Below are 19,919 nucleotides of genomic sequence, written 5' to 3'. Positions count from 1 at the left end.
GTACGTCACCGTCGACGCACGCCCGGAGCCCACCATGTCGGTCACCCATACCCTCGAGGCCGATGTCCTGCGCCGTCAGGACCCTCAGCTCGCCGACATCCTGCTCGGGGAGCTCGATCGGCAGTCGACGACGCTTCAGCTCGTCGCGGCCGAGAACTTCACCTCGCCGGCCGTACTGGCGGCGCTCGGGTCGCCGCTGGCCAACAAGTACGCGGAGGGGTATCCGGGCGCCCGGTACCACGGCGGTTGCGAGATGGTCGACGTCGCCGAGCGGCTCGCCGTGGAGCGGGCGAAGGCGCTGTTCGGGGCCGAGCACGCCAATGTGCAGTCGCACTCCGGCTCGTCGGCCGTCCTCGCCGCGTACGCCGCCCTGCTGCGCCCCGGCGACACCGTCCTCGCCCTCGGGCTGCCGTACGGCGGACACCTCACGCACGGGTCGCCGGCCAACTTCTCCGGGCGCTGGTTCGACTTCGTCGGATACGGCGTGGACGCCGAGACCGGGCTCATCGACTACGACCAGGTGCGCACGCTCGCCCGCACCCACCGGCCCAAGGCGATCGTGTGCGGGTCCATCGCCTACCCGCGCCACATCGACTACGCCTTCTTCCGTGACGTCGCCGACGAGGTGGGCGCGTATCTCATCGCCGACGCCGCCCACCCGATGGGGCTGGTCGCCGGGGGAGCGGCGCCGAGTCCGGTGCCGTACGCCGATGCCGTGTGCGCCACCACGCACAAGGTGCTGCGCGGACCGCGCGGCGGGATGATCCTGTGCGGCGCGGACCTCGCCGAGCGGATCGACCGGGCCGTCTTCCCGTTCACCCAGGGCGGCGCGCAGATGCACACCATCGCCGCCAAGGCCGTCGCGTTCGGCGAGGCGGCAACCCCGGCCTTCGCCGTGTACGCCCATCAGGTGGTCGCCAACGCGCGGACGCTGGCGGCGGGGCTGGCCGCGGAGGGGCTCGTCGTCACCACGGGCGGCACCGACACCCACCTCATCACCGCCGACCCGGCACCCCTCGGCGTCGACGGCCGTGACGCCCGCGGCCGGCTCGCCGCCGCCGGCATCGTGCTGGACTGCTGCGCGCTGCCGCACGGCGACGCCCGCGGCCTGCGCCTCGGCACGGCGGCCGTGACCACCCAGGGCATGGGGGAGGAGGAGATGGCGTGGCTCGCGGCGCTGCTGGCGGGTGTGCTGCGCGGGGAGACCGAGAGCCTGAAGGCACGTGAAGAAGTGCGGGAGCTGACCGGTAGATTTCCGCCGTATCCCGGCTGAGCGGGGGTAGACGCACCTGCGTGCACAGCCACACGTGCAACCATCGTCGCTACCCGGAAGTCCCTACACATATGCGTCGCCCATGAGTACGTCGCTAGGGTGTGGGGCTGAGATGGCCAGCGAGACCTGTGGGGAAGCCCGTGCGTGAATACCTGCTGACGCTCTGCATCACGGCCGCGGTGACGTATCTGCTGACAGGGCCGGTACGTAAGTTCGCGATCGTGGCCGGAGCGATGCCGGAGATCCGGGCACGTGACGTGCACCGGGAACCCACTCCGCGGCTCGGCGGGATCGCGATGTTCTTCGGCCTGTGCGCGGGCCTGCTGGTCGCCGACCACCTCACGAACCTCAGCGCGGTCTTCGAGAAGTCCAACGAACCGCGCGCCCTGCTCTCCGGAGCGGCGCTCATCTGGCTGATCGGCGTCCTGGACGACAAGTTCGAGATCGACGCCCTGATCAAGCTGGGCGGCCAGATGATCGCCGCCGGCGTCATGGTCATGCAGGGTCTGACGATCCTGTGGCTGCCCATCCCCGGCTTCGGCTCGGTCGCCCTGACCCAGTGGCAGGGCACCCTGCTCACGGTCGCCCTGGTCGTCATCACCATCAACGCGGTCAACTTCGTCGACGGCCTGGACGGCCTCGCGGCGGGCATGGTGTGCATCGCGTCGGCCGCGTTCTTCCTCTACGCCTACCGCGTCTGGGTGTCGTACGGCATCGAGGCCGCCGCCCCCGCCACGCTCTTCTCGGCGATCCTGATGGGCATGTGCCTGGGCTTCCTGCCGCACAACATGCACCCGGCGCGGATCTTCATGGGCGACTCCGGCTCGATGCTGATCGGCCTGGTGCTGGCCGCGGGCGCGATCTCGATCACGGGACAGGTCGACCCGGACGCGCTGAAGCTGTTCGCCGGCTCCGAGAAGGAGGCCGTGCACCAGACGGTCCCGGTCTACATCCCGCTCCTGCTCCCCCTGACGATCATCGCGATCCCGGCCGCCGACCTGGTGCTGGCGATCGTCCGCCGCACCTGGCGCGGCCAGTCGCCGTTCGCCGCCGACCGGGGCCACCTGCACCACCGCCTCCTGGAGATCGGTCACTCCCACAGCCGCGCGGTGCTGATCATGTACTTCTGGTCCGCGCTGATCGCCTTCGGCGCCCTGGCCTACTCCGTGAACTCGGCGTCCATGTGGATCGTGCTCGGCGTGGTCTTCCTCAGCGCCATCGGCCTGGCCCTGCTCCTGCTCCCGCGCTTCACACCGCGCGCCCCGCGCTGGGCGGAGGCGTTCGTACCGCCGCGCTATCGCCGGCGCGGGGCGGTCGCCGAGCCCGCGGCCGCCACACCGCAGACCGCTGCCGCCGAGGCCCCGGCCGACGAACCCCTGGCCGAGGACGAGCCGCGCACTCCGGTCGCCGCGGGTGTGGCCGGGGTCAACGGCGCGACCGCCATCGGCGCCCGTTCGCGCTTCCTGGACCGACGGAAGGCCGGGACCTCCCGCTGACGGTCAAGGGGGTCCGGGTAAGAGCGCGGTCAAGGTAAGAATCTGACTAGAGCATTGCCAAACCATGGGGGAACGAAGCGCCCCAATACCAGACAAGTGGGCGCCGTTTCTGCACAGACGCGCAGAGTCACTCTCATGTGTGACACCGAGCACACGCCCCAGGTAAAGACCTCATCAAATAGTTTGTGATACGGTTCACGAGAACCCCCGGATAGAGCCGAAGGACCGCAGTGCGACGGTCCACCGGCGTGAGGTTCTCTCTCAACCCGGGACTACGCTCGTCCATGACGACACCCTGCCCCCACCGTGAAAGCGGAGTTGCCGCCATGCCGTCCAATGACGCCCGGATCCTGCTCCAGGCCGCTGTGCCCACAGCCGCCGTCGGCGCTGTCGCAGCCGTCGTCAGTGGTGTGGTCGCCGGTGGCAAGGGAGCGATCGGGGCTGTCGTCGCGACGGTGGTCGTGATCCTCTTCATGGGAATCGGCCTCTACGTTCTGCAGCGCACTGCCAAATCGCTTCCGCACCTGTTCCAGGCGATGGGCCTGATGTTGTACGCGGCGCAGATCCTGCTGCTGTTCATCTTCATGGCCGCGTTCAAGAACACGACGCTGTTCAACCCGCGAGCCTTCGCGGTCACGTTGCTCGTCGGCACACTCGTGTGGATCGCCATGCAGACGCGCGCCCACATGAAGGCCAAGATCCTCTACGTTGAACCCGATTCGGGCACTCCCTCGAAGGGTGACAAGCCCGAAAAGACGGGGCACTCGTCGTGAGAGGTAGGGGCGGGATAAGGGCGCTCGAGAAGTCCTGCTATCGTCCGGTGCCAACTGCGGCATCGCGGGCGCGGGCATCTGAGCTGACGCCTGCTCAATCGCGAGGCGAGATGCCCCCCAGCCGCCCCCACATCCGTAACACCAGTCCCGTGCCGAACCGCGGCTGCGCGCCGCGCCGACACAACGAGGTTGCCGTACCTATGCGCCACGCTGAAGGAGCCCGCGGTGAGTGCTGACCCGACGCAGGTGCTCGCCTTCGACACCAACTGCCACCTCTTCGACGGGTGTGGCTTCGCCGATGTGTCCCCGGGCCTGCACTCGTTCATGTTCCAGCCCCTGTGGGGTGACGGCGACAGCAACGTGTACTTCAACAAGACGATGCTGCTGGCGCTGCTCGGCTCGATCATCATCGTGGGCTTCTTCTGGGCCGCCTTCCGCAGGCCGCAGGTCGTGCCGGGCAAGCTCCAGATGGTCGCCGAGGCCGGCTACGACTTCATCCGCCGCGGTGTCGTCTACGAGACCATCGGCAAGAAGGAAGGCGAGAAGTACGTACCGCTCGTCGTCTCGCTGTTCTTCTTCGTCTGGATGCTGAACCTGTGGTCGATCATTCCGATCGCCCAGTTCCCGGTCACCTCGATCATCTCGTACCCGCTGGTCCTGGCGCTGATCGTCTACATCCTGTGGGTGTCCCTGACCTTCAAGCGGCACGGCTTCGTCGGCTTCTGGAAGAACGTCACCGGCTACGACAAGTCGCTCGGCGCGGTGCTTCCGCTGGCCATGCTGATCGAGCTCTTCTCGAACCTGCTGATCCGGCCGTTCACGCACGCGGTGCGACTGTTCGCGAACATGTTCGCGGGCCACACCCTGCTGCTGCTGTTCACGATCGCCAGCTGGTACATGCTGAACGGCTTCGGCATCGCCTACGCGGGTGTCTCGTTCGTGATGGTCATCGTGATGACCGCCTTCGAGCTGTTCATCCAGGCCCTGCAGGCGTACGTGTTCGTCCTGCTGACGTGCACCTACATCCAGGGCGCTCTCGCCGAGCACCACTGAGCCACCGCCCTCCCACCTCCACAGATCGTCCGGTGGCCAACCCCCACCGGTCCGTAAAGAAAAGGAAGAACTGGCATGTCCCAGACCCTTGCTGCTGTCGAAGGCTCCCTCGGCTCCATCGGTTACGGCCTCGCCGCGATCGGCCCGGGCGTCGGCGTCGGCATCATCTTCGGTAACGGCACCCAGGCGCTCGCCCGTCAGCCCGAGGCCGCCGGCCTGATCCGTGCCAACCAGATCCTCGGCTTCGCCTTCTGTGAGGCGCTCGCCCTGATCGGTCTGGTCATGCCGTTCGTCTACGGCTACTGATCAGCGAATCCAGTCCAGCCGACTAGACGAAAGGCACTCACATGAGCCAGCTGCTCATCGCGGCGAGTGAGGGGGAGAACCCCCTCATCCCGCCGATCCCTGAGCTTGTCATCGGCCTGCTCGCCTTCGTCATCGTCTTCGGCTTCCTCGCCAAGAAGCTCCTCCCGAACATCAACAAGGTTCTGGAAGAGCGCCGCGAGGCCATCGAGGGCGGTATCGAGAAGGCCGAGGCCGCCCAGACCGAGGCCCAGAGCGTGCTCGAGCAGTACAAGGCTCAGCTCGCCGAGGCCCGGCACGAGGCCGCGCGTCTGCGCCAGGAGGCGCAGGAGCAGGGCGCCACGCTCATCGCCGAGATGCGCGCGGAAGGCCAGCGGCAGCGCGAGGAGATCGTCGCCGCCGGTCACGCACAGATCGAGGCCGACCGCAAGGCAGCCGCGTCCGCGCTGCGCCAGGACGTCGGCAAGCTCGCCACCGACCTGGCCGGCAAGCTCGTCGGTGAGTCCCTGGAGGACCACGCCCGGCAGAGCCGCGTCATCGACCGCTTCCTCGAGGACCTTGAGGAGAAGGCCGAGGCCGCGCGATGAACGGAGCGAGCCGCGAGGCCCTGGCAGCCGCACGTGAGCGTCTCGACGCGCTGACGGACTCCACGTCCGTCGACGCGGCCAAGCTCGCCGACGAGCTGGCCGCCGTCACCGCGCTGCTCGACCGCGAGGTGTCGCTGCGTCGGGTCCTCACCGACCCGGCGCAGGCCGGCGAGGCCAAGGCCGAGCTGGCCCAGCGCCTGCTCGGCGGTCAGGTCGGCGGCGAGACCGTCGATCTGCTGGCCGGCATGGTGCGCTCCCGCTGGTCGCAGTCCCGCGACCTGGTGGACGCGCTGGAGGAGCTGGCGAACACCGCCGACCTCACTGCCGCGCAGAAGGCGGGCACGCTCGACGAGGTCGAGGACGAGCTGTTCCGGTTCGGCCGGATCGTCTCCTCGAACACCGAGCTGAGGGCCGCGCTGACCAACCGCGCCGCCACCGGGACGGCCAAGGGCGAGCTGCTGCGCAGCCTGCTCGGCGGCCGGGCCAAGGCGACCACCGAGCGTCTGGTCACGCGTCTTGTGACCGCGCCGCGTGGACGTAGCCTGGAGTCGGGACTTGAGTCCCTGTCCAAGCTCGCCGCCGACCGCCGGGACCGCATGGTGGCCGTGGTCACCTCGGCGGTGCCGCTGAGCGACCGGCAGAAGCAGCGCCTGGGCGCCGCCCTCGCGAAGCTCTACGGCCGCCCGATGCACCTCAACCTCGACGTGGACCCCGAGGTCGTCGGCGGAATGCGGGTGCAGGTCGGTGACGAGGTCATCAACGGCTCCCTCGCGGACCGCATCGAGGACGCCGGCCGCCGCCTGGCGAGCTGAACAGCAACTCAATAGGCAGTAATACTTACGACGGCCCTGGTTGGGCCGTGCAGAAGAATCCTGGGGGTCGCCCCCAGACCCCCAAAGTGAAACTTCGGGCCCAACAAGGAGAGCAGGGAACCCAGATGGCGGAGCTCACGATCCGGCCGGAGGAGATCCGGGACGCGCTGGAGAACTTCGTCCAGTCGTACAAGCCGGACGCGGCCTCGCGCGAGGAGGTCGGTACGGTCACCCTTGCCGGCGACGGCATCGCGAAGGTCGAGGGCCTGCCCTCGGCCATGGCCAACGAACTGCTGAAGTTCGAGGACGGCACCCTCGGCCTCGCGCTCAACCTGGAAGAGCGCGAGATCGGCGCCGTCATCCTCGGTGAGTTCAGCGGCATCGAGGAGGGGCAGCCGGTCTCCCGTACCGGTGAGGTCCTCTCCGTGGCCGTCGGCGAGGGCTACCTCGGCCGCGTCGTCGACCCGCTCGGCAACCCGATCGACGGCCTCGGCGAGATCGAGACGTCCGGCCGCCGTGCCCTTGAGCTGCAGGCTCCGGGCGTCATGGCCCGTAAGTCGGTGCACGAGCCGATGGAGACCGGCTACAAGGCCGTCGACGCGATGACCCCGATCGGCCGTGGCCAGCGTCAGCTGATCATCGGTGACCGCCAGACCGGCAAGACCGCCCTGGCCGTCGACACGATCATCAACCAGCGCGACAACTGGCGTTCGGGCGACGTGAACAAGCAGGTCCGCTGCATCTACGTCGCCATCGGCCAGAAGGGCTCGACGATCGCGTCGGTCCGCCGCGCGCTGGAGGAGAACGGCGCGCTGGAGTACACGACCATCGTCGCCGCCCCGGCGTCCGACCCGGCCGGCTTCAAGTACCTGGCGCCGTACACCGGTTCGGCCATCGGCCAGCAGTGGATGTACGAGGGCAAGCACGTCCTCATCATCTTCGACGACCTCTCGAAGCAGGCCGACGCCTACCGCGCCGTGTCCCTGCTGCTGCGCCGCCCGCCGGGCCGTGAGGCCTACCCGGGTGACGTCTTCTACCTGCACTCCCGTCTGCTGGAGCGCTGCGCGAAGCTCTCCGACGACATGGGCGCCGGCTCGATGACGGGTCTGCCGATCGTCGAGACCAAGGCCAACGACGTCTCGGCGTTCATCCCGACCAACGTCATCTCCATCACCGACGGCCAGTGCTTCCTGGAGTCGGACCTGTTCAACGCCGGTCAGCGCCCCGCGCTGAACGTCGGTATCTCCGTCTCCCGAGTCGGTGGTTCCGCGCAGCACAAGGCGATGAAGCAGGTCTCCGGTCGTCTCCGTCTGGACCTGGCCCAGTACCGCGAGCTGGAGGCGTTCGCCGCCTTCGGTTCCGACCTGGACGCCGCGTCGAAGGCGCAGCTGGAGCGTGGTTCGCGTCTGGTCGAGCTGCTCAAGCAGGCTCAGTACGAGCCGATGGCCACCGAGGACCAGGTCGTCTCGGTCTGGGGTGCCACCACCGGCAAGATGGACGACGTTCCGGTCGCCGACATCCGCCGCTTCGAGAAGGAGCTCCTGGAGTACCTGCACCGCAAGGAGCAGGGCCTCATGACCTCCATCAAGGAGGGCGGCAAGATGTCGGACGACACGCTGACCGCCGTGGCCGACGCCATCGCCGAGTTCAAGAAGCAGTTCGAGACCTCGGACGGCAAGCTGCTCGGCGAAGAGGCCGGTCCGAAGGCGACCAGCGCCTCCAAGTGACGTAAGGAAGGGACCTGACTCATGGGAGCCCAGCTCCGGGTCTACAAGCGTCGCATCCGATCCGTCACCGCGACCAAGAAGATCACCAAGGCGATGGAGATGATCGCCGCCTCGCGTGTCGTCAAGGCACAGCGCAAGGTGGCGGCCTCCACGCCGTACGCGACCGAGCTCACCCGCGCGGTCACGGCGGTCGGTACCGGCTCGAACACCAAGCACCCGCTGACCACGCAGGCCGAGACGGTCACGCGGTCCGCGGTGCTGCTCCTGACGAGCGACCGCGGTCTCGCCGGCGCCTTCAACTCGAACGCCATCAAGATCGCGGAGCAGCTGACCGCGCGTCTGGAGCGCGAGGGCCAGGAGGTCGAGATCTACATCGTCGGCCGCCGTGGTGTCGCCCACTACAACTTCCGTGAGCGCAAGATCGCGGAGTCGTGGACCGGCTTCACCGACGAGCCGTCGTACGCGGACGCCAAGAAGGTCGCGGCTCCGCTGATCGAGGCGATCGAGAAGGACACGGCCGAGGGCGGCGTGGACGAACTCCACATCGTCTTCACCGAGTTCGTCTCGATGATGACGCAGACGGCCCTCGACGACCGTCTGCTGCCGCTCAGCCTCGAAGAGGTCGCGAAGGAGGCTGCCCCCAAGGGCGAGATCCTTCCGCTGTTCGACTTCGAGCCCTCGGCGGAGGACGTCCTCGACGCCCTGCTGCCGCGCTACGTGGAGAGCCGTATCTACAACGCGCTGCTCCAGTCGGCCGCCTCCAAGCACGCCGCCACGCGGCGCGCGATGAAGTCGGCCACCGACAACGCGGGAGAGCTCATCGAGACGCTCTCGCGGCTTGCCAACGCGGCCCGCCAGGCCGAAATCACCCAGGAAATCAGCGAGATCGTCGGTGGCTCCGCAGCCCTGGCCGACGCGACCGCGGGGAGTGACAGGTAATGACGACGACAGTTGAGACGGCCGCTGCCACGGGCCGCGTCGCCCGGGTCATCGGCCCGGTCGTCGACGTGGAATTCCCCGTCGACGCCATGCCCGACATCTACAACGCCCTTCACGTCGAGGTCGCCGACCCGGCTCAGGAGGGTGCGAAGAAGACGCTGACCCTGGAAGTCGCCCAGCACCTGGGTGACGGCCTGGTCCGCACGATCTCGATGCAGCCCACCGACGGTCTGGTCCGCCAGGCTGCGGTCACCGACACCGGTGCCTCCATCACGGTGCCCGTCGGTGACTTCACCAAGGGCAAGGTGTTCAACACCCTCGGTGAGGTGCTGAACGTCGACGAGCAGTACGAGGGCGAGCGCTGGGGCATCCACCGCAAGGCCCCGAACTTCGACGAGCTCGAGTCGAAGACCGAGATGTTCGAGACCGGCGTCAAGGTCATCGACCTTCTCACCCCGTACGTCAAGGGTGGAAAGATCGGCCTGTTCGGCGGTGCCGGCGTCGGCAAGACGGTGCTCATCCAGGAGATGATCTACCGCGTCGCCAACAACCACGACGGTGTCTCCGTGTTCGCCGGTGTCGGTGAGCGCACCCGTGAGGGCAACGACCTCATCGAGGAGATGGCCGACTCGGGCGTCATCGACAAGACCGCCCTGGTCTTCGGTCAGATGGACGAGCCCCCGGGCACCCGTCTGCGCGTCGCACTGGCCGGCCTCACCATGGCCGAGTACTTCCGTGACGTCCAGAAGCAGGACGTGCTGTTCTTCATCGACAACATCTTCCGCTTCACCCAGGCCGGTTCCGAGGTCTCGACCCTGCTCGGCCGTATGCCCTCCGCGGTGGGCTACCAGCCGAACCTGGCCGACGAGATGGGTCTCCTCCAGGAGCGCATCACCTCGACCCGTGGTCACTCGATCACCTCGATGCAGGCGATCTACGTCCCCGCGGACGACCTGACCGACCCGGCCCCGGCCACCACGTTCGCCCACCTCGACGCGACGACGGTTCTGTCCCGTCCGATCTCCGAGAAGGGCATCTACCCGGCCGTGGACCCGCTGGACTCCACGTCCCGGATCCTGGACCCGCGCTACATCGCGGCGGACCACTACAACACCGCCATGCGTGTCAAGGGCATCCTGCAGAAGTACAAGGACCTCCAGGACATCATCGCGATCCTCGGCATCGACGAGCTCGGCGAGGAGGACAAGCTGGTCGTCCAGCGTGCCCGCCGTGTCGAGCGCTTCCTGTCCCAGAACACCCACGTCGCCAAGCAGTTCACCGGCGTGGACGGTTCGGACGTGCCGCTGGACGAGTCGATCACCGCGTTCAACGCGATCATCGACGGTGAGTTCGACCACTTCCCGGAGCAGGCGTTCTTCCTGTGCGGTGGTATCGAGGACCTGAAGAAGAATGCGAAGGAGCTGGGCGTCTCCTGACGCACCAGTGCTCTTGAGCCACTGAGCTCTTGACGGAGGGGGCGGGGGTTCGTCCCGCCCCCTCACTCACGCCTACTAGACTTGTAACCAACACCCGGCAGAACCGCCGGGTGGTGACCCGAGGAGCCACCTTGGCTGCTGAGCTGCACGTCGCGTTGGTCGCCGCCGACCGTGAGGTCTGGTCCGGCCAGGCCACCCTGGTCGTCGCGCGCACCACGTCCGGCGACATCGGCGTCATGCCCGGTCACCAGCCGCTGCTCGGTGTGCTGGAGTCGGGCCCGGTGACCATCCGTACGAGTGAAGGTGGAACCGTCATCGCCGCGGTGCACGGCGGTTTCATCTCCTTCGCGGACGACAAGCTGTCGCTGCTGGCCGAGATCGCCGAGCTGTCGGACGAGATCGATGTCCAGCGCGCGGAGCGGGCACTCGAGCGCGCGAAGGGGGACGACGACGCGTCCGCCGAGCGCCGCGCGGAGGTCCGCCTGCGGGCGGCGACGGCGCGCTGACCCCCCAGGTCACCTCCCGAGCCCTTTAGGCTCTGGGGGAGCGCACGCGATGACGTCACTCAGCCGCGGCTGGGACCGGAGCAATCCGGTGCCGGTCGCGGCTGAGGCAGATATGGAAGTTTTTTCCGTTCCGTTACCTAGGAGACGAGGAGGTCGGTGCCGATGGTCCTCGCTCTGACTGTGTGCGGAATCGTCGTCGCCCTCGTGGTGCTGGGATTGTTCGTCTTCGGCCTGCGCCGCAGACTCATCCAGCGCTCGGGCGGCACCTTCGACTGTTCCCTGCGCTGGGACGTCCCGGAGAAACCCGACACCAACGGCAAGGGCTGGTCCTACGGCGTCGCCCGCTACAACGGCGACCGCATCGAGTGGTACCGCGTCTTCTCCTACGCCTACCGCCCGCGCCGCATCCTGGAGCGCTCCGCCATCGAGGTGGCCGGCCGCCGCGTACCGGACGGCGAGGAGGAACTGGCGCTGCTCTCCGACGCGGTGATCCTCACCTGCCTGCACCGGGGCACGCGCCTCGAACTCGCCATGAGCGAAGACGCGCTGACCGGATTTCTCGCGTGGCTGGAAGCAGCCCCGCCCGGTCAGCGCGTCAATGTCGCTTAGTGCCTCTGGCTGTTAGCTGAGCCCGTTGTTGATGGCGGTCACCAGCTCACCGTTGCCGGTGTCGCCGCTGAACTCCCAGAAGAACGCGCCGCCGAGGCCCTGGTTCTTGGCCCAGGTCATCTTGCCGGCGATGGTCGACGGGGTGTCGTACGACCACCAGTTGTTGCCGCAGTAGGCGTACGCCGTGCCGGCGATGGTGCCGTTCGCGGGGCAGGAGTTCTTCAGGACCTTGTAGTCCTCGATCCCGGCCTCGTAGGTGCCGGGGGCAGCGCCGGTCGCCGAGCCGCCGGGGGCGGCCTGGGTGACGCCGGTCCAGCCGCGGCCGTAGAAGCCGATGCCGAGCAGCAGCTTCTTGGACGGCACGCCCTTGGACTTGAGCTTGGCGACGGCGTCGGCGGAGTTGAAGCCCGCCTGCGGGATGCCGGCGTACGAGGTGAGCGGCGAGTGCGGGGCGGTCGGGCCGTCCGCGTCGAAGGCGCCGAAGTAGTCGTACGTCATCACGTTGTACCAGTCGAGGTACTGCGAGGCGCCGCCGTAGTCGGCCGCGTCGATCTTGCCGCCGGCGGAGCCGTCGGCGGTGATGGCCGCGGTGACCAGGTAGTTCGGGCCGAACTCGGTGCGCAGGGCGGACATGAGGTTCTTGAAGGCAGCCGGCCCGCTGGTGTCGCAGGTCAGGCCGCAGGCGTTCGGGTACTCCCAGTCGATGTCGATGCCGTCGAAGACGTCCGCCCAGCGCGGGTCCTCGACCACGGCCTTGCAGGACTTGGCGAACGCGGCCGCGTTGGCGGCGGCCTGGCCGAAGCCGCCGGAGTAGGTCCAGCCGCCGAAGGAGTACAGCACCTTGATGTGCGGGTACTTGGCCTTCAGCTGGCGCAGCTGGTTGAAGTTGCCGCGCAGCGGCTGGTCCCAGGTGTCGGCGGTGCCGCTGACGGACTGGTCGGCGGTGTAGGCCTTGTCGTAGGCGGCGTAGGTGTCGTCGACGGTGCACTGACCGTTCTTGACGTTGCCGAACGCGTAGTTGATGTGAGTGATCTTCGAGGCGGAGCCCGAGGTCACCAGGTTCTTGACGTGGTAGTTGCGGCCGTAGACGCCCCACTCGGTGAAGTAGCCGAGCTTGACCTTGTCGCCGGTGGGCGGCGGGTCGGTGGTGCCGCCGGTGGTGCGGACCGCGCGGGCGCCGCTGACCGGGCCGGTCTGGTCGGCGGTGTCGCGGGCCTGGACGGTGTAGGAGTAGTCGGTGCCGGCGGTGAGGCCGGTGTCGGTGTACGACGTGGTCGTCACGGTGGCGACCTTGGCGCCGTCACGCAGGACGTCGTAGTTCTTGACGCCCTTGTCGTCGGTGGCGGCGGACCAGCTCAGCTTCACCGAGGTGTTGGTGATGTCGGAGGAGCTCGGCGTACCGGGGGCGCTGGGCGCGCTGTCGCCGGGTTCCGTGGTGCCGCCGTCACAACTGCCGCCGTTCAGCTTGCAGTTGGCGGGGGAGCCGGAGCCGGATCCGTTGAAGCCGAAGCTGACGGAGGCGCCGGGGGCGAGGGTGCCGTTCCAGGACTTGTTCTTGGCGGTCCAGTGGGTGCCGGAAGAGGTGACGTCGGCGTCCCAGGCGGAGGTGACGGAGGTGCCGGAGGGGAAGTCCCACTCGACGGTCCAGGAGCTGAGGGAGGTGGTGCCGGTGTTCTTCACCGTCCACTTGCCCTCGAAGCCGGAGCCCCAGTCCTGGGTCTTCGCGTAGGTGGCGGTGGCGGATGTCGCGGCCTCGGCCGGGCTCGCGAGGCCGACCAGGCCAGCCAGCGGCAGCAGCAGGGTCGCGAACCCCGCCACGGCTCTGTGTCTGAAGCGCATGCTGCGCCTCCTCGGGGAATTGGGGGCGTGACTGAGCCTTCACGCCCACGGTGCCGCGAGAATAGAAAGGTCTGGACCACAGGTCAATAGGTCTGGACCACTCTCGTGCACGGCCGTGCTCCGAACCCCTAGATCCCCAACTCCTGGGCCAGCACGGCCGCTTGCACCCGGCTGCGCAGCTCCAGCTTCCCCAGCAGACGACTGACGTGGGTCTTCACCGTCGCCTCGGCCATATCCAGCCGTGCCGCGATGTCGGCGTTGGACAGCCCTTCGCCGAGGCAGGACAGCACCTCCCGCTCGCGCCGGGTGAGGGCGTCGAGCACGGCCGGGTCTGCCGTGGGCTCCCGCACCGGCTTCGCGGCGAACTCGGCGATCAGCCGCCGGGTGACGGCCGGGGCGATCAGGCCCTCGCCGCGCGCCACCGTGCGGACGGCCGCCAGCAGGTCCTTGGCCTCGGTGTTCTTGAGCAGGAACCCGGACGCCCCGGCGCGCAGCGCCCCGAACACGTACTCGTCCAGGTCGAAGGTGGTCAGCACCAGCACGTCGGCCAGTCGCTCGGCGACCACCTGCCGGGTCGCCGACACCCCGTCGAGGCGTGGCATCTGTACGTCCATCAGCACCAGGTCGGGCCGCAGGTCACGGGCCATGGCCACCGCCTGCTCGCCGTCCGCCGCCTCGCCGACCACCTCGATGTCGGGCGCGCTGCGCAGGATGAGGACCAGCCCGGCGCGGACGGCGGACTGGTCCTCGGCGACCAGGACGCGGATCATTCTCTGTCTCCTTCGGACACGGGCAGCGTGGCGCGTACGACCCAGATCTTGCCGTGCGTCGAGGCCGGGTCGTCGACGGGACCGGCCTCGAACGCGCCGCCCAGCAGCCCGACCCGCTCCCGCATCCCGACGAGCCCGGCACCCGAGCCGGGCGCGCGGGGCCCGTCACGGTCACCGAACGGGCTGGACACGGCCACGCTGAGGGAGCCGTCCCGGTGAGTGAGGGCAACCGTGACGCGGCCGGGGGAGGCGTGCTTGAGGGCGTTGGTCAGGGCCTCCTGGACGATGCGGTAGGCGGCGAGCTCGACGGGGGCCGGGACATCGCAGGGCTCCGCGTCGAGGCGGACGTCGAGACCGTTGACGCGGGCGCCCTCGGCCAGCGCGTCGAGGCCGTCCAGCGTGGGTGCGGCGACCGGTTCGGTGTCGCCGCTGGAGTCACGCAGGATGCCGATGAGCCGGCGCATCTCGGCGAGCCCCGCGACGCTGTTCTCGCGAATGACGGAAAGAGCCTCCTGGGAGGTCTTCGGGTCGTCGAGGGAGAGCGCGGCCGTGGAGTGGATGGCGATGGCGGAGAGATGGTTGGCGACCATGTCGTGCAACTCCCGTGCCATACGGGCGCGTTCCGACGTCACGGCCTGGGCGCGGTCCACCTCGGCCAGCAGCGCGGTCTGTTCGGCGCGCAGCCGGGCGGCCTCGGCGGCGTCGCGGTGGTTGCGGACGATCCAGCCGGTGGCGGCGGGCGCGTACGCCACGACACCGACGACCACGCCGATCAGCAGCGCCTCCGGGACGCGCCACACCGCGAACGGCACCAGCGTCCCGGCCACCGTGAGCAGACCGGTGATCCACTGGATACGGCGGGCCGAGGCGAGCGGGCCGTACAGCACGGCCGCGTACATGATGTCGGTGAACATCAGGATCGTGGCCAGGTTGCCCTGGGTGAAGACGTCCGCGCAGATCGCGGGCGTGCCGATCAGCAGGGCCGCGCGCGGCGCCGCCCGGCGCAGCAGCTCGCAGCCGGCCATCACGGTGAGCGGCACCAGGATCGGCCAGGGGCCGTCGAAGAGCGTGATCGGATCCTTGGCGGGCCGCGTGGCCAGGCCGATGCCCACCAGCAGCAGCCCGCCGAGCAGCCCGCCGATGGCGATGTACACGTCGAAGCGGTGCGGGCGGGGGAGGGCCATGACTCCATCCAACACGGTGGCCGCGGCCGACGCCTGATTCCGGGGGAGGGTCCTGGACTGCATCTTTCGATGTACGGCGGTTTCGTCACCGCCGACGACGAAAGGGGCCGCGCCCGCCGGGAGCCTGGAAGGGTGACCGAAGGGAGCATGTTGTGATCGTCGCCCTCATCATCGCCTGCGAGGTCGGCTTCTGGGTGCTGCTGGCCCTGGGCCTGGCCGTCCGCTACCTGCTGAAGTGGCGTCGTACGAGCGTGGTGCTGCTGCTGTGCGAACCGGTGCTGGAGCTGGTCCTGTTCGTCGCGACGGCGATCGACCTCAAGAACGGCGCCGAACCCGGCTGGGAGCACGGCCTGGCCGCGCTCTACATCGGCTACACCGTGGCGTACGGCCACTACACGATCCGCTGGCTCGACGGCCACGCCGCCCACCGCCTGGCCGGCGCCCCGCGCCCGCCGAAGCCGCCGCGGTACGGCATGGCGAGGGCCCGGCACGAGGGCCGCCTGTGGCTGCGCACGCTCCTCGCGGCGGCGGTGGCCCTCACCCTGCTCCAGGGCGCGATCTGGTACGTCGGGGACGGCGACACCTCGTCCCTGCGGTCCTTCCAGTGGGCGGCACTGCGCGCCGCGGGGATCCACGGCCTGGTCGCGCTGGCCTACCTGATCTGGCCGAAGCAGCCGAAGGCAGAGCCGGAGCACGCCGACAGCCTCGTCACCTCGAAGGAACGGGTCCGATAAGCCGTGATCATCCAAGGGTCCGTCGCGGCTGGTCGCGCAGTTCCCCGCGCCCCTTTGGGGCGCGATCCGCTCAGCGCTCTCCGCCGGGTACCCACAGCACGTCCCCGACCTCCTTGTTCGCCGTCCTCGCCAGGATGAACAGGAGGTCGGACAGACGGTTCAGATACGTCGCCGTCAGCGGGTTCATCACCTCGCCGTGCACCTCAAGCGCCGCCCACGTCGAGCGCTCCGCACGGCGTACGACCGTGCAGGCCTGGTGCAGCAGGGCCGCGCCCGGCGTGCCGCCCGGGAGGATGAAGGAGCGCAGCTTCTCCAGCGCCTCGAGGAAGTGGTCGCAGTCCGCCTCCAGCTTGTCGATGTAGGACTGCTCGACCCTGAGCGGCGGGAACTCCGGGTTCTCCACCACCGGCGTCGAGAGGTCCGCGCCCACGTCGAACAGGTCGTTCTGCACGCGGGTGAGGACCTTGACGACCTCCTCGTCCAGTCCGCCCAGCGCGATGGCCGTGCCGATCACCGCGTTCGCCTCGTTGGCGTCGGCGTACGCCGAGATCCGCAGATCGGTCTTGGCGACCCGGCTCATGTCGCCGAGGGCGGTGGTGCCCTGGTCGCCGGTCCTGGTGTAGATGCGCGTCAGATTGACCATGTGACCAGCGTAGTTACGCGTCGGCGGTTCGGAACACGCGTGTGCCGACTGTCACGGCCAGTGCGGTGAAGCCGAGCGCGACCAGGACGCCGTACACGCCGGTCCCAGAGCCATCGGCAGCATCAGGCCCGACAGCAGCATCATCGGCATCGTCATGGCGTTGACCGCCGGGCCGAACTCCTGCGGCGTGCGCACCTTCATCGCGAGCGCTTACGACAGCGAGGCCAGCGACAGCGTCAGCAGCGCGACGAACGCGAAGCCGATCAGCACACCGGGCAGGGGAGCCCGCTGCCCCATCACGAGCGCGGCCAGCACAGCAGCACCGCCTGGAAGACGAAGACGGTGGCATCGCGCAAGACGCGCCCCAGCAGCAGGGCGAGACGGCTGACGGGCGTCACGCGCATGCGTTCCACCACGCCGTGGCCCTTCTCGATGATGATCGCGAAGCCCGCGAACGATGCCCCGAACAGGCCGAGTTGGAGGAGCAGCCCGGGCACCAGCACCTGCCACGAACTGCCCTCCTCGCCCAGCGGCAGATCCGTCAGCAGCGGACCGAAGAACAGCAGGTACAGCAGCGGCATCAGCACGCCGAAGAACAGGGCGAAGCGAGAGCGCAACGACTGGCGGAGATAGCGGCCGTAGATGAGGGCCGTGTCCTGGAACAGCATCTAAGGATTCCCATACGGCTACGGGGGCGGCGTCGGCCGGCGTGGCTCTGCGGCCGGTGATGGCGAGGAACGTGTCCTGGAGCGAGGCGTCGATCGAGCCGCCGTGCTCCAGCTTCAGCGCGCTCGGCGTGCCCTCCGCGACGACCACGCCCCGGTCGACGACGACCAGCCGGTCGGCGAGGGCGTCGGCCTCGTCGAGGTAGTGGGTGGTGAGGAAGACCGTGGTGCCGTGCTCGTCGCGCAGGCACCGGATCTGGTCCCACAGGTCGGCCCGGCTGCCCGGGGCGAGGCCGGTCGTCGGCTCGTCGAGGAACAGGAACCTTCGGGCGGTGCGTCAGCGCCAACGCGATGTCGAGCCGGCGCCGCTGCCCGCCGGAGAGGGCGCCGGCCTTGCGGTCGAGGAGGTCGGTGAGCCCCAGGTCGCGGGCCAACTCCCCGGCACGCTCGGCCGCCTGCGCCTGCGCCTGCGCCTGCGCCTGCGCCTGCGCCTGCGCCCGCGCCTTCGGCAGGCGGTACAGGCGGCCCTGGGTGACGAGTTCCTCCCGCACGGTGATCTGCGGATCGACGCCGCCCGACTGGGCCACGTATCCGCAGACCCGCCGTACCGCGGCCGGGTCGGCCGCCAGGTCGTGGCCCGCCACGGTGGCCGCGCCCCCGGTGGGCGCCAGCAGGGTCGTCAGCATCCGCAGGGTCGTCGTCTTGCCGGCCCCGTTCGGGCCGAGGAAACCGAGGATCTCGCCCTCGCGGACGGTCAGATCGATGCCGCGGTGCCCTGGCGGGCTGCCTGAGCCGTGGGCTGGGCGCGTCGGGGGAGGGGGAGGGGGAGGGGGGCTCCGCACCCGCCCTCGGATCTGGTTCTCCCGCCGGAGGCATGCGCCGCCGACGTCTCCGTGAACACCGTCTGCAACTACTTCCCGGCGAAGGAGGACCTCTTCTTCGACCGCTCCGCCGGAGTCGTGGAACAGCTCTCCCGCTGGGTGCGCGCCCGGGACAAGGGGGAGTCGGCCGCCCGGACCGTGCTGCGGGAGCTGCGCGCGGAGGCGGAGGCGGTCTCGCCCCGGCTCGGCCTCATGGAGGGCTATGACCGTTTCATGCGCGTCATCCACGAGGTGCCGCCGCTGCGGTCCCGGCTCTGGAGCCTCCAGCAGGAGATCCACGACCACCTCGAAGCGACCCTGCGCGAAGAGGCCGGCGCGTCCGCAGGTGACCCGCTTCCGGGGCTGATCGCCGGTCAGATCGCCTGGATCCATCAGACGGTCTTCGTCGCCGTCGGCCGCGAGATGCTCAAGGGGCACAATCCGGACGAAGTGTCACGCGAGATGCTCGTACTTCTCGACGACATCGAGGAGCTGTTGAGCGCGAAGGTGCTCAACTACGCCGTCCGAGGCGCTCAATGACCCGTGCCGGTGTGATGTCCGTCAGATGAGACGTGACTCGCGTTACTAACCGGTCACACAGTCCCTCACGAGCGCTAAGGTCCGCCGAAGAGCAACCTAAACAGGGTGTAAGGCGTTTCAAAGGGGAGTCGCAACAGTGGCACGGAAGCTTGCCGTCATCGGCGCCGGCTTGATGGGTTCCGGGATCGCCCAGGTCTCCGCTCAGGCGGGGTGGGACGTAGTCCTCAGGGACGTCACCGACGAGGCTCTCAAGCGTGGCACCGACGGCATCAAGGCGTCGTACGACAAGTTCGTCGGCAAGGGCAAGCTGGAGGCGCACGACGCCGACGCCGCCCTCGCCCGGATCACCGCGACCACCGACCTGGACGCCGCCGCCGACGCGGACGTCGTCATCGAGGCCGTCTTCGAGAAGCTCGAGGTCAAGCACGAGATCTTCCGCGCGCTCGACAAGATCGTGCGGGACGACACCGTGCTCGCCTCCAACACCTCCGCGATCCCGATCACCAAGATCGCGGCGGCCACCGAGCGCCCCGAGCGGGTCGTCGGCGTCCACTTCTTCTCGCCGGTGCCGATGATGCAGCTGGTCGAGCTGGTCCGCGGTTACAAGACGAGCGACGAAACCCTCGCCACCGCGCGGGAGTTCGCCGAGTCCGTCGGCAAGACCTGCATCGTCGTCAACCGGGACGTGGCCGGCTTCGTCACCACCCGGCTGATCTCGGCCCTCGTCGTCGAGGCCACCAAGCTGTACGAGTCGGGCGTCGCCACCGCCGAGGACATCGACCTCGCCTGCAAGCTGGGCTTCGGCCACGCCATGGGCCCGCTCGCCACGGCCGACCTCACCGGCGTCGACATCCTGCTGCACGCCACCAGCAACATCTACACCGAGTCCCAGGACGAGAAGTTCGCCCCGCCGGAGCTGATGCGCCGGATGGTGGACGCGGGTGACATCGGCCGCAAGAGCGGGCAAGGCTTTTACAGCTACTGAGGTTTCGTAGACCACCGCACAGACCCTCGCGCCCATCACGCGATGGGGTGAATTCGGTATCGGTTCGCTTACAGACGGCAACCTCTGGCCGCTGAACGCAGTCAGAGGTTGCATCACCGGCCACAGCGAAGACTCGTAGCAAACACAGGCACAGGAACAGCACAGGCAACGCATCGCGGAGCAAC

General features: G+C 68.8%; 18 protein-coding genes and 3 pseudogenes. 15 read left to right on the top strand and 6 right to left on the bottom strand.

The window, feature by feature from the left end:
* Positions 1–34 precede the first annotated feature (34 nt).
* From AQJ67_RS09695 to AQJ67_RS09640, 12 genes are all read left to right on the top strand, one after another.
* Positions 35–1,273, top strand: coding sequence for a serine hydroxymethyltransferase (locus AQJ67_RS09695; protein WP_062717689.1), 1,239 nt, complete (start codon positions 35–37; stop codon positions 1,271–1,273).
* A 140-nt stretch (positions 1,274–1,413) separates the two neighbouring features.
* On the top strand, positions 1,414–2,769 hold the full coding sequence (locus AQJ67_RS09690; protein ID WP_062717688.1) for an MraY family glycosyltransferase: 1,356 nt from the start codon (positions 1,414–1,416) through the stop codon (positions 2,767–2,769).
* Positions 2,770–3,095: 326 nt separating this feature from the next.
* Positions 3,096–3,542, top strand: coding sequence for a Cg1360 family ATP-synthase-associated protein (locus tag AQJ67_RS09685; RefSeq protein WP_062717687.1), 447 nt, complete (start codon positions 3,096–3,098; stop codon positions 3,540–3,542).
* 225 nt (positions 3,543–3,767) lie between these two features.
* Positions 3,768–4,595 carry a F0F1 ATP synthase subunit A gene (gene atpB, locus AQJ67_RS09680; protein ID WP_062717686.1) on the top strand — a complete coding sequence of 276 codons (828 nt, stop codon included), beginning with the start codon at positions 3,768–3,770 and terminating at the stop codon, positions 4,593–4,595.
* A gap of 75 nt (positions 4,596–4,670) precedes the next feature.
* The gene (gene atpE / locus AQJ67_RS09675; protein WP_009321656.1) at positions 4,671–4,901 is read left to right on the top strand and encodes an ATP synthase F0 subunit C; all 231 of its coding nucleotides are present in this window, start codon (positions 4,671–4,673) and stop codon (positions 4,899–4,901) included.
* Positions 4,902–4,942: 41 nt separating this feature from the next.
* Positions 4,943–5,485 carry a F0F1 ATP synthase subunit B gene (locus AQJ67_RS09670; RefSeq protein ID WP_062717685.1) on the top strand — a complete coding sequence of 181 codons (543 nt, stop codon included), beginning with the start codon at positions 4,943–4,945 and terminating at the stop codon, positions 5,483–5,485.
* Positions 5,482–6,297 carry a F0F1 ATP synthase subunit delta gene (locus tag AQJ67_RS09665; RefSeq protein WP_062717684.1) on the top strand — a complete coding sequence of 272 codons (816 nt, stop codon included), beginning with the start codon at positions 5,482–5,484 and terminating at the stop codon, positions 6,295–6,297. The genes AQJ67_RS09670 and AQJ67_RS09665 overlap by 4 nt, the downstream gene beginning before the upstream one ends.
* A gap of 125 nt (positions 6,298–6,422) precedes the next feature.
* Positions 6,423–8,024, top strand: coding sequence for a F0F1 ATP synthase subunit alpha (gene atpA, locus AQJ67_RS09660; protein WP_062717683.1), 1,602 nt, complete (start codon positions 6,423–6,425; stop codon positions 8,022–8,024).
* A gap of 21 nt (positions 8,025–8,045) precedes the next feature.
* On the top strand, positions 8,046–8,963 hold the full coding sequence (locus AQJ67_RS09655; protein WP_062717682.1) for a F0F1 ATP synthase subunit gamma: 918 nt from the start codon (positions 8,046–8,048) through the stop codon (positions 8,961–8,963).
* Positions 8,963–10,399, top strand: coding sequence for a F0F1 ATP synthase subunit beta (atpD, locus tag AQJ67_RS09650; protein ID WP_062717681.1), 1,437 nt, complete (start codon positions 8,963–8,965; stop codon positions 10,397–10,399). Before AQJ67_RS09655 ends, atpD begins: the two co-directional genes overlap by 1 nt.
* Before the next feature lie 131 nt (positions 10,400–10,530).
* Positions 10,531–10,905, top strand: a complete 375-nt coding sequence (locus tag AQJ67_RS09645) for a F0F1 ATP synthase subunit epsilon (RefSeq protein ID WP_030049636.1) — start codon at positions 10,531–10,533, stop codon at positions 10,903–10,905.
* A gap of 162 nt (positions 10,906–11,067) precedes the next feature.
* The gene (locus AQJ67_RS09640; protein ID WP_062717680.1) at positions 11,068–11,514 is read left to right on the top strand and encodes a DUF2550 domain-containing protein; all 447 of its coding nucleotides are present in this window, start codon (positions 11,068–11,070) and stop codon (positions 11,512–11,514) included.
* Between the two features lie 12 nt (positions 11,515–11,526).
* Here AQJ67_RS09640 and AQJ67_RS09635 read toward each other — a convergent pair whose 3' ends face one another.
* From AQJ67_RS09635 to AQJ67_RS09625, 3 genes are all read right to left on the bottom strand, one after another.
* Entirely contained in the window at positions 11,527–13,353 is a 1,827-nt protein-coding gene (locus AQJ67_RS09635; protein WP_062717679.1) for a glycoside hydrolase family 18 chitinase, read from the bottom strand.
* 128 nt (positions 13,354–13,481) lie between these two features.
* Positions 13,482–14,123, bottom strand: a complete 642-nt coding sequence (locus tag AQJ67_RS09630; protein WP_062717678.1) for a response regulator — start codon at positions 14,121–14,123, stop codon at positions 13,482–13,484.
* Positions 14,120–15,307, bottom strand: a complete 1,188-nt coding sequence (locus AQJ67_RS09625; protein ID WP_062717677.1) for a sensor histidine kinase — start codon at positions 15,305–15,307, stop codon at positions 14,120–14,122. Before AQJ67_RS09625 ends, AQJ67_RS09630 begins: the two co-directional genes overlap by 4 nt.
* Positions 15,308–15,459: 152 nt before the next feature.
* On the opposite strand from AQJ67_RS09625, the gene AQJ67_RS09620 reads away from it, so the two are divergent.
* Positions 15,460–16,041: a hypothetical protein gene (locus tag AQJ67_RS09620; protein WP_062717676.1), complete on the top strand. Its 582-nt coding sequence runs from the start codon at positions 15,460–15,462 to the stop codon at positions 16,039–16,041.
* Positions 16,042–16,111: 70 nt separating this feature from the next.
* On the opposite strand, the gene AQJ67_RS09615 is transcribed toward AQJ67_RS09620, so the two are convergent.
* The 3 genes and pseudogenes from AQJ67_RS09615 to AQJ67_RS44900 form a co-directional block, all read right to left on the bottom strand.
* Complete coding sequence (locus AQJ67_RS09615; RefSeq protein ID WP_062717675.1) at positions 16,112–16,684, bottom strand: cob(I)yrinic acid a,c-diamide adenosyltransferase; 573 nt, start codon at positions 16,682–16,684, stop codon at positions 16,112–16,114.
* Positions 16,685–16,697: 13 nt separating this feature from the next.
* Positions 16,698–17,352: pseudogene (locus AQJ67_RS09610) on the bottom strand (ABC transporter permease).
* A gap of 13 nt (positions 17,353–17,365) precedes the next feature.
* Positions 17,366–18,191: pseudogene (locus AQJ67_RS44900) on the bottom strand (ATP-binding cassette domain-containing protein); the annotation flags it as partial.
* Positions 18,192–18,227: 36 nt separating this feature from the next.
* Here AQJ67_RS44900 and AQJ67_RS09600 point away from each other — a divergent pair.
* Both AQJ67_RS09600 and AQJ67_RS09595 read left to right on the top strand, forming a co-directional pair.
* Positions 18,228–18,749 (top strand): annotated as a pseudogene (locus AQJ67_RS09600) (TetR/AcrR family transcriptional regulator); the annotation flags it as partial.
* Between the two features lie 136 nt (positions 18,750–18,885).
* Positions 18,886–19,734: a 3-hydroxyacyl-CoA dehydrogenase family protein gene (locus AQJ67_RS09595; protein WP_062717672.1), complete on the top strand. Its 849-nt coding sequence runs from the start codon at positions 18,886–18,888 to the stop codon at positions 19,732–19,734.
* Positions 19,735–19,919 lie beyond the last annotated feature (185 nt).

Source organism: Streptomyces caeruleatus, from assembly GCF_001514235.1.
Lineage (GTDB): Bacteria > Actinomycetota > Actinomycetes > Streptomycetales > Streptomycetaceae > Streptomyces > Streptomyces caeruleatus.
Note: the sequence above shows the minus strand (reverse complement) of the source record. Positions and strands in the feature narration are given on the sequence as shown.